At 39.0% G+C, this 15,399-nt stretch carries 13 protein-coding genes; all 13 read right to left on the bottom strand.

Annotated elements, in window-relative coordinates; translation table 11 throughout:
- Positions 1-3: 3 nt before the first annotated feature.
- Positions 4-864 (bottom strand): aminodeoxychorismate lyase, encoded by an 861-nt coding sequence (gene pabC / locus MKX65_RS00430; RefSeq protein ID WP_160548444.1) that lies wholly within the window; start codon positions 862-864, stop codon positions 4-6.
- Positions 864-1,463, bottom strand: coding sequence for an aminodeoxychorismate/anthranilate synthase component II (pabA, locus tag MKX65_RS00425; protein WP_160548443.1), 600 nt, complete (start codon positions 1,461-1,463; stop codon positions 864-866). Before pabA ends, pabC begins: the two co-directional genes overlap by 1 nt.
- Positions 1,460-2,860, bottom strand: coding sequence for a chorismate-binding protein (locus MKX65_RS00420; RefSeq protein WP_160548442.1), 1,401 nt, complete (start codon positions 2,858-2,860; stop codon positions 1,460-1,462). Before MKX65_RS00420 ends, pabA begins: the two co-directional genes overlap by 4 nt.
- 105 nt (positions 2,861-2,965) lie before the next feature.
- Complete coding sequence (cysK, locus tag MKX65_RS00415) at positions 2,966-3,892, bottom strand: cysteine synthase A (protein ID WP_160548441.1); 927 nt, start codon at positions 3,890-3,892, stop codon at positions 2,966-2,968.
- Between the two features lie 131 nt (positions 3,893-4,023).
- Positions 4,024-4,896: a peptidyl-prolyl cis-trans isomerase gene (locus tag MKX65_RS00410; RefSeq protein WP_160548440.1), complete on the bottom strand. Its 873-nt coding sequence runs from the start codon at positions 4,894-4,896 to the stop codon at positions 4,024-4,026.
- Between the two features lie 17 nt (positions 4,897-4,913).
- Positions 4,914-5,795, bottom strand: coding sequence for an Hsp33 family molecular chaperone HslO (gene hslO, locus MKX65_RS00405; protein WP_160548439.1), 882 nt, complete (start codon positions 5,793-5,795; stop codon positions 4,914-4,916).
- 36 nt (positions 5,796-5,831) lie between these two features.
- Entirely contained in the window at positions 5,832-6,608 is a 777-nt protein-coding gene (locus MKX65_RS00400; protein WP_160548438.1) for a type III pantothenate kinase, read from the bottom strand.
- A gap of 122 nt (positions 6,609-6,730) precedes the next feature.
- Complete coding sequence (ftsH, locus tag MKX65_RS00395) at positions 6,731-8,710, bottom strand: ATP-dependent zinc metalloprotease FtsH (RefSeq protein ID WP_340901760.1); 1,980 nt, start codon at positions 8,708-8,710, stop codon at positions 6,731-6,733.
- A 108-nt stretch (positions 8,711-8,818) separates the two neighbouring features.
- The gene (gene hpt / locus MKX65_RS00390) at positions 8,819-9,367 is read right to left on the bottom strand and encodes a hypoxanthine phosphoribosyltransferase (protein ID WP_340906120.1); all 549 of its coding nucleotides are present in this window, start codon (positions 9,365-9,367) and stop codon (positions 8,819-8,821) included.
- 27 nt (positions 9,368-9,394) lie between these two features.
- On the bottom strand, positions 9,395-10,789 hold the full coding sequence (gene tilS / locus MKX65_RS00385) for a tRNA lysidine(34) synthetase TilS (RefSeq protein ID WP_340901758.1): 1,395 nt from the start codon (positions 10,787-10,789) through the stop codon (positions 9,395-9,397).
- An 88-nt stretch (positions 10,790-10,877) separates the two neighbouring features.
- Positions 10,878-11,897, bottom strand: a complete 1,020-nt coding sequence (locus tag MKX65_RS00380; protein ID WP_160548434.1) for a protein kinase domain-containing protein — start codon at positions 11,895-11,897, stop codon at positions 10,878-10,880.
- Positions 11,866-12,603, bottom strand: coding sequence for a VWA domain-containing protein (locus tag MKX65_RS00375; protein WP_160548433.1), 738 nt, complete (start codon positions 12,601-12,603; stop codon positions 11,866-11,868). Before MKX65_RS00375 ends, MKX65_RS00380 begins: the two co-directional genes overlap by 32 nt.
- A 90-nt stretch (positions 12,604-12,693) precedes the next feature.
- Entirely contained in the window at positions 12,694-15,168 is a 2,475-nt protein-coding gene (gene spoIIE, locus MKX65_RS00370; RefSeq protein ID WP_160548432.1) for a stage II sporulation protein E, read from the bottom strand.
- Between the last annotated feature and the right edge of the window lie 231 nt (positions 15,169-15,399).

The following is a 15,399-nucleotide window of genomic DNA, read 5'->3' as shown; positions in this document are numbered from 1 at the left end:
TTGTTACTTTATTTCCTTCCTACTCCAAAGACTATGTGTATACAATCGATACGCTTGGTGCAACATTTGAAAAAGCTCACCCTTTACACCTGGTAATACAAGTGAGTTAAATTTCGAAATAGCAACAATTTCTTGAATCGAGTTTGTAACAAAGATCTCAGTTGCTTTATCCAGTACGTCTGGTTTATAAAAACCTTCCTGAACCTGTAGTCCTTTTTTTCTAGCAAGCTCTATAGTAAAAGATCGGGTGATTCCATTTAATATTCCTGTATCCAGGTCAGGGGTAAACAATTGATTATCTATTACCCAGAAAATATTTGAGACAATTCCTTCTGCAATACATCCATCCTGTGTTAGAAAGATCCCCTCTACATCTGTCCGATTTCCTATTTCTTTTTTTGCCAATAAATTATTCATATAATGATGAGACTTCAATCGCATGGAACCTTCTGGAGTATTTCGACTGAGCTTTAGAAACTGAGCTTCCTTTTCTATCGGTCCACCAGCTTCAGGAAGAGGCTTTACAAACATCATTACATTGGCATGATCATACGGCTCTACAGGTAGACCGACAGCACCAACACCTGCTGATACATTTAGTCGAATATAAGCATTGGATAACTGGTTCTTTTCCAAAAGAAGCTTGAGCGCTTGAATCACTTCGTCCTTATTAATAATTTTTTGGATTCCAATCATCGTTAGACTGCTATTTAGTCGCTCAAGATGATCCTCTAATAAAAAGGGATGCCCATCATATACACGAAATGTTTCAAATATGCCCATCCCATAAAGGAACCCATGATCAAAGGGGGAGATTCTTGCCTCCTCCTCCTGGATCATTTCTCCGTTCATATACAAATACATCAATATCCCTCATCCTTTGGAGACAATTCCATTTTGTAATACGAAACAAAGTTCTGAAGCAATTGTTTCCCTGCCGTAGTCATAATAGACTCTGGATGGAATTGAACCCCCTCTACCGGAAGGTCCTTATGCCTGATGGCCATGATTTCTCCTTCTTTCGTCCAAGCAGATATTTCAAAGCAATCTGGTAACGTGTCCCTTTTTACAATTAAAGAATGGTATCTTGTTGCAGGAAATGGATTAGGTAAGCCTTCAAAGATTGTTTTTCCATCATGATACATAAGAGAGGTTTTGCCATGCATTAACCGTTCCGCTTGCACGACATCTCCCCCGAATACTTGAGCGATCGATTGATGTCCTAGGCATACACCAAAGATAGGAATCTTCCCAGCGAATTCCTCTATCGCCCTTAATGATATCCCAGCTTCGTTGGGGCTACATGGACCAGGTGAAACCATAAGAAAGTTTGGTCCTAATTCTTCAATGTCTTTAATACTTATGGCGTCATTTCGTTTAACTTCCAAAGTCTCACCAAGTTCACCTAGATACTGAACAAGATTAAAAGTAAATGAGTCATAATTATCTATCATTAAAATCAATGGAATTCACCTTTTTCCGCTAGTTCTTTTGCTCTCCAAAGAGCCATTGCCTTTTTCAAAGATTCTTTATATTCATGTTTAGGATTGGAATCTATGACAATCCCTGCTCCCGCTTGTACAAAAGCTTGTCCGTCCTTTACTAGCATGGTTCGAATGACAATATTAATTTCCATATCATCATTGAAACCAATCCAACCCATAGATCCTGTGTAAATTCCGCGCTGGACCGGCTCGAGCTCTTCAATAATCTCCATGGTTCGAACCTTAGGGGCTCCTGTAATCGTACCACCTGGAAAGGAAGCATCAATCAAATCAAAGGATGTTTGATCTGGTCGTATGACTCCTCTCACATTCGAGACAATATGCATAACATGCGAATATCTTTCGATGACCATAAATTCATTCACTTCGACCGATCCGTACTCACAGACTCTCCCTAAATCATTTCGTTCCAAATCAACAAGCATCACATGCTCTGCTCTCTCTTTTTCATTTTCAATAAGTTCTTTAGCAAGCCTGAGATCTTCTTCCTCATTCTTTCCTCGAGAGCGTGTACCAGCAATCGGTCTTGTACTAACCTCATTTCCTTGCTTTTTAACAAGGAGCTCAGGAGACCCACCTACAATTTGAAACTCAGGAGTATGTAAATAACTCATATACGGTGACGGGTTCAATTGTCTGAGTTGGTCGTATACATTCACTGCTGGAATCGATATCGCTTTTGCTTGGCGAACAGATAAATTCACTTGGAAGATGTCACCTTGAGCAATGTATTCCTGAATTCTTTCTACTGCTTTCATAAACTGTTCGTCACTCATCGAAACATGCAGTTCATCAGTAGCTGGCATGATTCTTTCTGTTTCGAACTTCATTAGTGGACCTGTCCACTTTGACTCCCATTCATATAGAGCATCTGGATTTTCATAACCCTTTTCTTGAATCTGCAAGAGCCAGAGCGTTTCCTCTTCGTGATCAAATACAAACCATTCGTTAAATAGGAAAAAATAAACCTCAGGCATGTCCAAATCATCCGTTGAAAATCGAGGCAGTTTTTCTATATAGCGCACATAGTCATAGCTAATATAACCAATAAGGCCTCCTTGAAAATCGGGAAGTCTTTCCTGACGCTCCATCTGATACTGAGAAAGATATTCCTTCATTAAATGAAGAGGATTCCCTTCTAGTTCCTGTTTATTTTCCTTTTCAACAATCGTTAGTTTGTGGTTTTTCCCTATAAAGATTGTTTCTGGCCCAAAGGCGGCAATATTGTATCGTCCACCCCGGCCACTTTCTAACAATACATGGTGTTCATATGACCCAGAAAGCTCCCTGTACTTCTCGTAAAACCTTTCTTTATCAAAAGGTATTTGTTTGCTATTTAGTGTTAATATCTTCAAAAAAGGTTCTCCCCTTTAAAAAAGTGAAAATAAAAGTTCCTTGTCTTATTTTACTATTTGACAAAATAAAAACAACAGCCCCGGGGACTGTTGCTTATGTTTTGATTAATCTTCAAATTGATATAATGGAGTACTTAGGTAACGCTCACCGTTACTTGGAATAATTGCTAGTACTTTCTTACCTGCTCCAAGTTCTTTTGCTACCTTTAATGCTGCACAGATAGCTGCCCCAGAAGAGATCCCTCCAAGAATTCCTTCTTCCTTCGCTGCACGACGTGCAAATTCAAAAGCTTGATCATTAGAGATTTGAATTACTTCGTCGTAGACCGTTGTGTCAAGAATATCAGGAACAAAACCTGCACCGATTCCTTGAATTTTGTGTGGACCTGGTTTACCACCAGATAATACAGGTGAATCAACCGGTTCAACCGCATAAATTTTAATATTGTCAAAATTTTGCTTAAGAACTTGACCAGCACCTGTAATGGTTCCGCCCGTTCCAATCCCTGAAACGAATGCATCAAGACCTTCGCTCATCTGTTCAACAATTTCCTTACCTGTCGTTCTTCTGTGAACTTCAGGGTTAGATAGGTTTTTAAATTGTTGTGGCATAAAGTAACCATTTTCTTTTGCAAGTTCTTCCGCTTTACGAATAGCTCCACCCATTCCTTCTGGACCCGGTGTTAAAACAAGCTCTGCTCCGTATGCACGAAGTAAGTTGCGTCTTTCCATACTCATCGTTTCAGGCATAACCAGAATCGCTCTGTATCCTTTTGCTGCTGCAACCATGGCAAGACCAATTCCAGTGTTACCACTCGTTGGCTCAACAATCGTATCTCCCGCTTTAAGTTCTCCACTCTCTTCAGCGGACTCGATCATTGCAAGAGCAATACGGTCTTTTACCGAGCTTCCTGGGTTCATATATTCAAGCTTTAAGTATACTTCTGCGCTACCTTCTTCAACAAGGCGATTAAGCTTTACAATCGGCGTTTGTCCGACTAGTTCTGAAATAGAGTTTGCTACACGTACCATCAACAACCACTCCTTATTCCGACTAATTTTATTGGTTTAATTTAATTTATATCATAAATTCGCCAAGTGTCAATCTTTTTACACAAAACTTTTCTGATTATTTAAGTGAAAAATCGTTCAAATGAACCATATTAGTTCTGTTCGTAAAACCAATCAACCTTAGCCTCTTCCCAAAAGTCACGCGCCGTTGTGGTTACATCCATTTGCTCCAAGGCGATTTGTCTTCGGATACTTTCCTTCACATCCTTAAACTCAAACGTTCTACCTTTTATTTGATCGTGAAGCAATACAATCGAGAAACCATTATCTGTTTTAATTGGTCCTGCCCACTCGTTTTCCTTCAACTTCTGAACAGCTGCTAAATAGTCGCGGGCATATTGGTCCATCTCTTCACTAACATAACCAATATCCCCGCCTTGATTGGCACTGAATTCATCGATGGAGCGTTCCATTGCCAATGCTTCAAAACTTGTACCCTGTTCAAGCTCCTCTATTGCCTTTATTGCTTCTTCTTCCGTCTCTACAATGATATGAGAAAGGTGGTAAGCAGTCGGAATTTTGTACAGGCTAGAATTTTCCTCATAAAACTTTTTTAAATCTTCTTCTTCCACTACCACATCTTTTGTCAGCAGCTCATCCAGCATGATACTATACTGGATTTGTTCTCTCCATTTTTCTTCATCTACCATCTCATTAGATCCTGAACCATACATGGTTTTCACCAGGAGAAGCTCCCTATCTACTGCTTTTTTTGAAATGGAGATATCATATTTATTAGCTAATTGAGCGATTGCTTTTTGATCGATCATCTCACTTAATACATCACGGCCATAACGCTCTTCCATTTCCCCAAGCCATTCCTGTCTAGTTATTGTCTCATTCCCTATCGTTGCCACTACCTCTTTACTACCACCGTTATCCCGTGATAGAAAAAAAATAATGGTTACAATATTTAGCAAGAGAAGGCCGACAACTAAAGACTTTAAGTACTTTTTATCCACCATTTCTCCCCCAGGTTATATTAAAATTTTACCTGTTCCTTTAATTTCTCTAATTCTTCTTTCGTAAACTGATATTTTTCATTACAGAAATGACATTGTGCTTCTGCTTGACCATCTGTCTCAATCATATCTTCGATTTCCTCTTTACCTAAAGAGATAATTCCATTAGAGAATTTCTCCTTTGAACAGGTACATGAGAAAGTAACAGGTAATGATTCGAGAATTTTTACATTTTCTTGGCCCAGTAGCTCATTTAGTATTTGTTCGGGAGTGAGTCCCTTTTCAATCATCTTAGAGATTGGTTCAATGGTTTTTAAACGATTTTCGATTTCCGTAATGGTTTTATCTTCGGTTCCAGGCATCAGCTGAATAATAAATCCACCTGCAGCGAGAATACTATTATCAGGATTTACTAAGACACCCACACCGACAGATGAAGGAACTTGTTCGGAAGTGACAAAGTAATAAGTAAAATCTTCACCCAGTTCTCCGGACACAAGAGGTACTTGACCTGTAAAGTTCTCACGAAGTCCAATATCTTTAACGACAGATAAAAAACCATCTGTCCCAACTGCTCTTCGAACATCCAGCTTTCCATGTTCATTCAAATCAAAATGAGTTTGGGGATTGGTTACATAACCGCGCACTTCCCCTTTTGCATTGGTATCAATTAATATCGGGCCAAGAGGACCCCCACCATTGATCCTGATAGTGATTTTTTCTTCCCCTTTTAACATAGCCCCCATCATTACTCCTGCAGTCATAGCTCTTCCTAAGGCAGCTGATGCAGTAGGCCATGTATAATGACGTCTTTGTGCCTCTCCTACTGTTTCTGTACTCCTAGCCGCGTAGGCACGAACTTGCCCATCATAAGCAAGAGCTTTTATTAAATAGTCACTCATTGTGTTTACCCCTTTCAGTCTTACAAAGCTGTTATCTTACTTTATCGTTTCCAAATTTCTTTTATAAATAATCTGAAGGCCCTTTAATGTTAAAAATGGATCCACTATGTCAATAATAGTAGATTCCTGTGCAATGAGATTGGATAATCCCCCTGTAGCAATAACGGTTGGCTTCGCTTTACTTTGATCCTTCATCCGTTTGACAATTCCTTCAACCTGGCCTACATAGCCATAAAGAATCCCCGCTTGCATGGCAGCAACCGTATTTTTCCCTACAACTCCATCTGGTCGAGCAATTTCTATCCTCGGCAGCTTGGCAGCCCTTGTATATAAAGCTTCTGTTGAAATATTAATACCAGGAGCAATCGCTCCTCCCATATATTGCTTATGTTCATCTATGTAACAATAGGTTGTTGCCGTACCAAAATCAACGATGATCAACGGACTTCCATATTCATGGATAGCAGCTACCGCATTAACGATCCTGTCTGCTCCAACTTCTCTTGGGTTTTCATACTTTATATTCAACCCGGTTTTGATTCCTGGCCCCACAACTAAAGGCTTTATATGGAAATATTTTTGGCACATACGTTCTAATGAGAACATAATGGGCGGTACTACGGAAGAGATAATAATTCCGTCAATATCGGAAAAAGAAAGATTTGCATGATTAAACAAATTCCTAATAATCATTCCAAATTCATCTTCTGTTTTCGAACGGTTTGTTTCTATTCTCCAATGATGTTTTAATTCTTCTTGGTCATATACACCCAACACTATATTGGTATTTCCCACGTCAAATACAAATATCAAACGGCTCACCACTTTATTAAAATTTCTTAACCTTTAGTTTCATTCTGCCAACATCATACCATAACTATCCAACCCAAGCATAGAAAAGAGGCACTCAGTAAAAGAGTACCTCTTAAGATTTATTATTCTTTTTTACTTCTTAAATCAGGCAGTGTACTTTCATCTGAAGATGACTCATCTAATGACGATTCTTCTTCCTTCTTACCACCGATATTCACTTTCACATCATCTACCACTGATGTTGTAGGATTTGTAGTTACCCCTTCATCACTAGATGGTCGATCAGGAAGTGTACCTTTTTCAACTAAGTGCTTAATTTGCTCAGCATCTAGTGTTTCTACTTCAAGAAGTGTATTGGCTATCAAATCAAGCTTATCTCGATTTTCAGTAAGAAGCTTTTTCGCTCTAGCGTAACACTCTTTAATAATGGTTTGAATTTCAACATCGATTTCGTAGGCAATCCTATCTGAATAGTTTTGTTCATTATGAAGATCTCTACCTAAGAACACTTGACCACCAGAAGATTGACCAAATTGTAATGGACCTAATTTATCACTCATTCCGAATTCTGTAACCATTCGACGGGCAATTCCCGTTGCACGTTGGAAGTCATTATGAGCGCCTGTACTTACTTCACCGAAGACGATTTCCTCAGCAACACGTCCTCCTAGTAAGCCAACAATTTTATCAAGAAGCTCAGGTTTTGTCATGAAGTAACGGTCTTCTTTTGGAAGCATTACCGCATAGCCACCTGCTTGCCCACGAGGGACAATCGTTACCTTATGCACCATTTCTGCTTCCTCTAATACCACACCAATAACCGTATGGCCCGCTTCATGGAAAGCAACAATATTACGTTCTTTTTTAGATATCACACGACTCTTTTTCGCAGGTCCCGCAATTACACGATCAGTTGCTTCATCGATATCTGTCATATCCACCTTTTTCTTATTCTGACGAGCAGCAACTAATGCCGCCTCATTCAATAAGTTTTCAAGATCTGCACCAGAAAAGCCTGGAGTTCTAGCGGCAATCGCTTTTAAGTTTACTGATTCATCAAGCGGTTTGTTTCGTGCATGCACTTTTAATACTGCTTCACGGCCATTGACATCCGGACGATCAACCGTAATTTGACGGTCGAAACGTCCTGGGCGAAGTAAAGCAGGGTCTAGAATATCAGGACGGTTTGTTGCAGCAACAATAATAATTCCTTCGTTCGCACCGAATCCATCCATTTCTACTAGCAATTGGTTAAGGGTTTGTTCACGCTCATCGTGACCTCCACCAAGACCTGCTCCACGCTGACGTCCAACTGCGTCGATTTCGTCTATAAAGATGATACAAGGAGCATTCTTCTTTGCATTTTCGAAAAGGTCACGTACACGTGATGCCCCAACCCCAACAAACATTTCCACAAAATCAGATCCACTGATTGAGAAGAACGGTACACCAGCTTCACCAGCTACCGCACGAGCTAATAAGGTTTTACCTGTACCAGGAGGTCCTACTAAAAGTACTCCTTTTGGTATACGCGCACCTAGTTCAGCAAATTTACGCGGATCTTTTAAAAATTCAACGACTTCAACGAGCTCTTGCTTTTCTTCATCAGCACCAGCTACATCTTTAAAACGAACCTTCTTTTTCTCATCATTGTAAAGCTTCGCCTTGCTCTTTCCAAAGTTCATGACACGACTTCCGCCGCCTTGTGCCTGATTCAAAAGGAAGAAGAACAAAATAAAGATAATGACAAATGGAATAATAGAAGTAAAGAAAGTTACCCAACCACTTGTTTCTTTCGCTGGAAGCACATCCACAGTAGGGTCTGCTTGCTCAATCTTTTGTAAAAGACTTTCACTGTTCCATACGTAAGTAATAAATGATTTTCCTTCTTCAGCACCTTCAAGTGTTCCACGAACTTCATAAACTCCTCTTTCAGGCTGTACCGAGATGGAATCCACCTGTTTTGCCTCAAGATGGTCTACGAATTTACTGTAAGATATATTTTCGGTGGGTTCATTATTACCATTAAAAAAGCTAACCACACCAATAATCACTAGAAAAATTAATAAATAAAAGATGGTATTACGAAAAATCCGATTCATCCCTTACCTCCTCCCACGGGTAAACAAGCTATAGTAAATAGTAACATAGAAAATTGTTCCAGTATATGAATATGCCTTTGTAGTATGCATACAATACTTATTCTTTTCTTACTCGTTATTTGTTGAGTAAACTTCTGGTTTTAACACCCCAATATAAGGTAAATTACGGTATTTCTCTGCATAATCGAGACCATAACCTACAACAAACTCATCAGGAACGATGAATCCAACATAATCTGCCGCTATATCGGCTTTACGACCAGTTGGTTTATCTAATAAAGTGACAATACTAATTGACTTTGCTTTTCGGTAACGGAAAAGCTCCACAAGATAGCTGAGTGTTAACCCACTATCGATGATGTCTTCGATAATTAATATATCTCTACCCTCTACCGAAGTATCTAAATCCTTTAAAATTTTCACTTCACCAGAAGAGACGGTCGAATTCCCGTAACTTGACACATCCATAAAATCCATTTCAAGGTATGTATCCATTCGTTTTAAAAGGTCTGCCATAAAAGGCATCGCACCCTTAAGTACCCCAATTGCTAATGGAAACTTATCACTATAATCATGCGATAACTTTGCCCCTAGCTCTTTGATTTTTCCCTGAATTTCCTCTTCAGAAAATAAAACTTTTTCAATGTCATTTTTCATCATGATTTGATTGTGCCCCCTAGAAGTTCAATGCTTGTTATATTGTAATAGTATGTATTTCTTTTCATCAGCTTGAACGAAAGAAGATATATCTGATTTCTTTATTCCGGGAATCCAAATGATATGATCATTTGAGTCTGTAACAATAGGCCACCTATTTCTCTCTACTATGGGCAGCTTTAGATCAATAAAGATATCTTTAATCTTTTTTGTTCCTTTCATCCCTTTTACTTTCATTCGGTCTCCCTCTCTCCTTGTCCTGACTTTCAGCGGAAGACTAATACAGGTCATAGGAAGTAGAAGTTGATTAATGTTAGTATATTCTATTTCTTTATCAACATATTCCCATGTAATGAAATCCCCTGTTGGCAATAATGTTTTTCCAACTGATATTTCAATCTCATAGGATTCATCCTTTGGTGGGGAATGTTGAAATTGTAATTGCAACTCTCCATACGATCTAATTACCTTTAATTTTTCAGGTAAATCAATCACACCAGAAGGCTGAGGATTGTTGATTAGAGAAAAGATCTGTTCAATATGAACAGCAGAAAGGGAAGCTGGTTGTTGCTTATAAAGATAGTTTAATATTAGTTTAATCACTCTTCTTTGTAAAGGCATTGGCATTGAGCATAGCTTCTGAATGTCAATAACAAATTTTCCCTCACTTTGAAGCATTACGACCTTTGTTAAATGCTGATTTGCCAAGTCTTCCAAAAACTGCTCTGTTTCTTCCAGTTCCTCACTAAATCTTTGAAAATGCTCATGAACCCTCGGATTTTCAGCTTTCAAAAAAGGAAGGATCGTGTGACGAAATCGATTTCTACTATATTTGCCACTGTCATTACTAGGGTCTCTTCTTGGATCTAGCCTATTCCTTTGGCAGTATTCTTCAATTTCTTGTTTAGAGACGCATAAAAAAGGTCTTATAAGTGTCCCTTTATCAAATGGTCTTGAAAAAGGGATACCGACTCTAGCTTTTCCTGAACTTCCTCTTGTTAACCTCATAACAACTGTTTCCAATTGGTCATCCCCGTGATGTCCGAGCATTAAATAGCGAAGGTTTTCCCTTCTCATCGTTTCTTGAAAAAAGGAATATCGGCATTCTCTAGCAGCTACTTGGGAGCTTAACCCTGTTTCTTCTATGTACAATGGTACATTTATAGAACGAACAGTTACAGGAATGTTCCTCTCTTCACAAAAGGATTGAACAAACCTTGCTTCACGCTCGGACTCACCTCCTCTGAACATATGATCAACATGAGCAACAAAAAGTTTTAGATGGTACCGCTCTTGACGTCTCCACAGGAAGTGTAGGAGTGCGAGGGAATCTGGGCCTCCCGATACACCTACTAAAATGCTTGCTCCCATTAAGTTTATTTGTTTTCGAGTTAGAAAAGCTTCTACTTTTTGTTCAAGCATACGATTCTTCCTTACTTCATTGTCTTATCATTAGCTTACCATGTTCTATACATTCCTTCAAAAACCAAGGGACTTATTTATCACTTTTTTATAGCTGTCCATAAATATAAAGGAAATAAAGAAAGGACAGGGTCGTTACAATGAGCATTGTTTCTAACGCATGTCTTTTCTTTTTCTTTTTTACAATGGTTTGACGACTTTGACCCTTTTGATTTTGCACCTGACTTCTTTGATGATGCACAGCTGGTTTGGATCTTTGCTTTTGTGGACTTACATGTGAAGTCTTCGATGTATGGGGCTGAGAGGAAGCATGATTGCCGTCAATTATTGCTTTTCTCATATCCATTGCTGTTTGGTATTTCCCCTGCAGGGCATGAATAATCACTTGCTCAAATTTTAGTAATTCTGGCTTTTGTCTAATCATCATCTGAAGCTGATTAAGACCACCTGATGTTTTCTGGAATCGTTTGGGGTAAGCCGTATTGATCATAATCATAGCAACTGCAAACAAATCATAACCAGGATCTGCTTTTCTTGAACCTAGTCCCCAATAGCCTCTATCATAAAACTCAGTGAATTCCTTGATTGCTCTACCTTGAATGGTGGTTCCTCCAACATCAATACAACGAATTTTCGATGGTGGGCCTGTAACAATTAAGTTTTCTGGCTTTAAGTCGCCAAAAGTCCACCCATTGATATGCAATAAATGAAGATCAGAGAGTAACTGGAGCACGAGAACTTCAATCCATACGGCTCCCTTTTGTTGGATAAACGTTAAAAAATCCGGACCTTTAATATATTCCATCGCATAAAAGGAAACCTTTCCTGACGATCTTATCCAATCATCCACATCAACCAAAGAAGGCCCTAGGGTTGACCCTTGGACCTTCGCAAAGGATTTGAGGACATTGACCTCAGAAGTAATCGACATGCCATTATCACTTAACTTTAACGCTACATACTTATTCAAGTGCTGAGCAAGATAAACAATTCCATTTGCTCCATACCCAAGCTCTTTGACAATTACATATCTATTCTTATGCCATTTCCCTTCGACAATTGTTCCTGCTGTTATATTAGACAGATTCTTCAAAGTATTGTTCATCATCACGAGAAAGTAGGCTCCTTAACGAACGTTTTTTCTTAAAGGATGACAGTGCTTCACGAAGTGCGGGACCAGTAGGTGTAATTCCTCCTGTTGTAAGTTTTGAGAAAATAGTAGTTAATGATTCTAACCTCGGGGTCCAATCTAGCAATTTTTCGACATCATTCTTTTTCCCGGGAAATACAAAAACGGAAAATTGATTGTCACCTGACCTGGCATTAAGGCTTAACGATAGGTCTAATAAGGCCTCTTTAACAGTTGGAAGCTTATGTTTCATACTTGCGCTTGTGTCGACAAGAATCAACACTTCTAGTTCTACTTTTTCTCCCAGCTCATCGACTACCTCCATGACTTCTCCTCGCTTTTCAGGAGGTAAGTCTTCCATTGTCTGTGAACCACCTAGGATTTGCTGTAATTCCTTGTTCACCACTCCTTGAAGAGTTTGTGTCATTGCCTTTCTTGTAACCATTTGTACGGTTTGAGAAAGCTGCTGTGCATAGACGACTTGGCTTACTCCCCCGCCAGCTAATGCGATATTTTCAATTTCCCTTAATCCTTGATCATCAATAACATCCTGTTCCATTACTCCTATAACATTTACGGTGATCCCTTGTTCTTTTGCTAGAGCTGAAACAGCAATTGGGTCCTCTCCTTGGTTTGAGCATCCATCAGTTATCAAAAGAATTTGTTTTAATGTGCCAGTTTTCATTCGATTCCCCTCCACGTCTAAATGTTGCTAACATTTTCGACTAGTTGGAGAGGAAATATACATATCTTTTCTCTTTACTGTATAAAATAACTAGTTTGCTTTTTGTCGATATTTATTAATTGGTATTGAGGACCACTTTGGCGTGTTATGTTTAATCTTTGAAACAACGACTGTCATATCATCCTCAATATAACCTGAACGCGAGCGAATCACCTCTTCCATAATTAAATCCGCTACCTCTTGTGGATCGTCTGTTGCTAGCTCACCGATTTTCCGCTTCATCCATAGGTCGTAGTTCTCTACATGCTTTGGTCCTTCAAATACACCATCGCTCATCATAATAAGGAGATCACCAGCTTTTAACTGATCACTTACCACATCGACATCAAACTCCTGAATGATCCCCATCGGTAGATTACTCGCTTGGACCTTAATAACAGCATTTCCTCTCTTAATAAAACTTGGGGTTGAACCAATTTTCAAGAATCTTACTGCAGCATTTTGAAGATCAATCATCGCTAAATCTAAGGTTGAGAAAATTTCATCCGTTGTACGGAGTGATAAGACGGAATTGACTGACTTAATGGCCACTTTCTCTTCTATTCCCGATTGTAGAATTTTCTGTAGGAGTTGAAGAGTTTCCTGACTTTCGATATGAGCTCTTTCTCCATTTCCCATTCCATCACTAATGGCAACCGCATGCTTACCACCACCAAGCTCAATCGTTGAATAACTATCACCTGATACCAAGCCTCCATCTTTTGCTGCGTGAGCAACCCCTGTATCAATGGTAAAAGCCTTCGCCGAGCGGAACGTTACATGACAATAACCATTCGGATAGGAAGCACACTCTTCCGAATTAACAACGATGTTTTCCCCTAAAATGTCTGAAAGCATAGGTGCTATGAGCTTTTCACATTCTCCATGTCCATTACAATATGGAATAGTTATATCGATATCAACATTTCCTTGTTCAAGGCTGTAGATCTCAACATGTTCAATATGAACACCATACTCTCGTAATGCTTCTAAAATAAGCTCTTCTTGCTTATAATGATTATCTCTTTCCCTTTGAATCTCCTTAGCAAAGTTCCCCATGACTGTTGAAACACCCAGGAGCTGATCCGCTACAAGTCTCCTACTTTCCTGCACTTGTTTCTTTAGCTTTTGATTTGCTTGATAAAAGGTTAGCTCCTGTTGAATCGCATCCACTACCTTTTTGGATTTTGTACAATGTTTCTCCCAGTCTCGTGAAAGCTTCAATGGCACAACACCAGAATTATGATCCATTTCATTCATAATATCCTTCATATATTCATAGGTTGTATTAAAGTTTCTGGACCAGCAATTTTCCTTTTTGAAGCAAGTTTGACAGGTCTTTTCTGTTACGTTTCCAAGGAAAAAGTCCAGTTCTCTATCTTTGTCTACTTCACCACTTTCGTCTAATGATGAAAAACTGTCTGACAGAGCTTGAAAGACAGAAGAAAATTGTTCCACTCGTTGCGCAGTTACATCCCTCATTTTTCTCATATACTGCTGTTGCTCAGCAGAATACTCAGGTGTTCCAGGGATATACTTTGCTAGTTTAGACGTTAGCGCTTGAGGTGTAAGGAAAAATAATAGAATCGCAGCAGATGTCTCTAAGATGGTTTTATAGAGAGAGCCACCACCCTCTCCGTACATTCCAATTAATAATGTGGCTATAAGAAGCCCAACGGCTACCCCTACTTTTTTTCCTTCCTTTAAAAGCCCACCCAATAGCCCTGAAAAGGCCAATAAACTCATATGATAGAAACTAGTAATGTTCGCTAGACTGAATATTAGTCCCGTCACAACTCCTACCGTAGAACCTACCGTTGCCCCTGCAACAAACGCGAATACCAACACTAAATACCTTGACATAATATGTTCAATAGATAGATCGTACAATGACCATCCAATAGTCCCTGTCATAATAGATGCCAGCATAATAATCAGGCAAACGATTTCTTCGGTTTTTAACGTTTGTCTTCTTTTACTTAGAGAAAGAAGGGGGATACTTTGAAGGAAAATTAGAGTAAGTATGAAGCCAAGGCTAGCCTCAACCCCTGCCATCATTCCATCGTAAAGTGAAACATTGCCTGTTGTTAGATAGCATTTCCCTATCTCACCAATACCCAGAGTGAAGAATACATAAAAGGGGATTGCACGAACTTCTGTTTTTAGCCATTTTTTTGTTAGTCGAAAGGCAAATAAAAAGAGAAAAGCTGTGCAAAAAGCAAATGCGGAATTCACAATTGAAAGGGTTGCTGCACCAGCTACTAGTCCGATTAAAGCAAGAGGAGCTTTGTCCTTATTCACGAAATAGACAGCCGCAAAAAAAGGAAGGGCAAAAGGCGTTAGTTTAGACAAGATTAGGGCTCGTCCAAGCAAAAAACCGATGAGTAGTAGAAGAATTCCTTTCTTGACGAAAAACGTCGCTAATTTTGCTTGTATCTTGTCCAACATATTTCCAAACTCGATCTTATGTTTATTAAAATTGACTTCACCGACAGGATCAATAATATTCCTTTCTACCTTTTCCATAATTTTTACACCCCATTTTTGTTTCGTTGCAAGCATTATAAAAAACATAAATTCAAAATTTTGTCATAATTACTCAGCATATTCCAACTTTTCTTCGACGTAATTCTTGGATATATTCAAAGCATCTTCAATAACGTGACAAGATTCTATAAATTTCATCTCTTTCGGAACTACATTCATAACTTCGGAAGCTAAAACCCCTTCCAAAAAGAAAGGGGTTTTTGTAGAAAT

The organism is Robertmurraya sp. FSL R5-0851 (genome assembly GCF_038002965.1).
In the GTDB taxonomy this organism is placed as follows: Bacteria; Bacillota; Bacilli; order Bacillales; family Cytobacillaceae; genus Robertmurraya_A; species Robertmurraya_A beringensis.
The sequence above is the reverse complement of the archived record's forward strand: the minus strand, read 5'-3'. Positions and strand labels throughout refer to the sequence as shown.

Bases quoted from the DNA above. Each gene is read 5' to 3' on its own strand.
- pabC (WP_160548444.1), bottom strand. From the start codon at position 864: ATGTATTTGTATATGAACGGAGAAATGATCCAGGAGGAGGAGGCAAGA.
- cysK (WP_160548441.1), bottom strand. From the start codon at position 3,892: ATGGTACGTGTAGCAAACTCTATTTCAGAACTAGTCGGACAAACGCCG.
- spoIIE (WP_160548432.1), bottom strand. From the start codon at position 15,168: ATGGAAAAGGTAGAAAGGAATATTATTGATCCTGTCGGTGAAGTCAAT.
- hpt (WP_340906120.1), bottom strand. From the start codon at position 9,367: ATGAAAAATGACATTGAAAAAGTTTTATTTTCTGAAGAGGAAATTCAG.
- MKX65_RS00410 (WP_160548440.1), bottom strand. From the start codon at position 4,896: ATGGTGGATAAAAAGTACTTAAAGTCTTTAGTTGTCGGCCTTCTCTTG.
- tilS (WP_340901758.1), bottom strand. From the start codon at position 10,789: ATGCTTGAACAAAAAGTAGAAGCTTTTCTAACTCGAAAACAAATAAAC.
- MKX65_RS00375 (WP_160548433.1), bottom strand. From the start codon at position 12,603: ATGAAAACTGGCACATTAAAACAAATTCTTTTGATAACTGATGGATGC.
- MKX65_RS00380 (WP_160548434.1), bottom strand. From the start codon at position 11,897: ATGATGAACAATACTTTGAAGAATCTGTCTAATATAACAGCAGGAACA.
- ftsH (WP_340901760.1), bottom strand. From the start codon at position 8,710: ATGAATCGGATTTTTCGTAATACCATCTTTTATTTATTAATTTTTCTA.
- hslO (WP_160548439.1), bottom strand. From the start codon at position 5,795: ATGAGTGACTATTTAATAAAAGCTCTTGCTTATGATGGGCAAGTTCGT.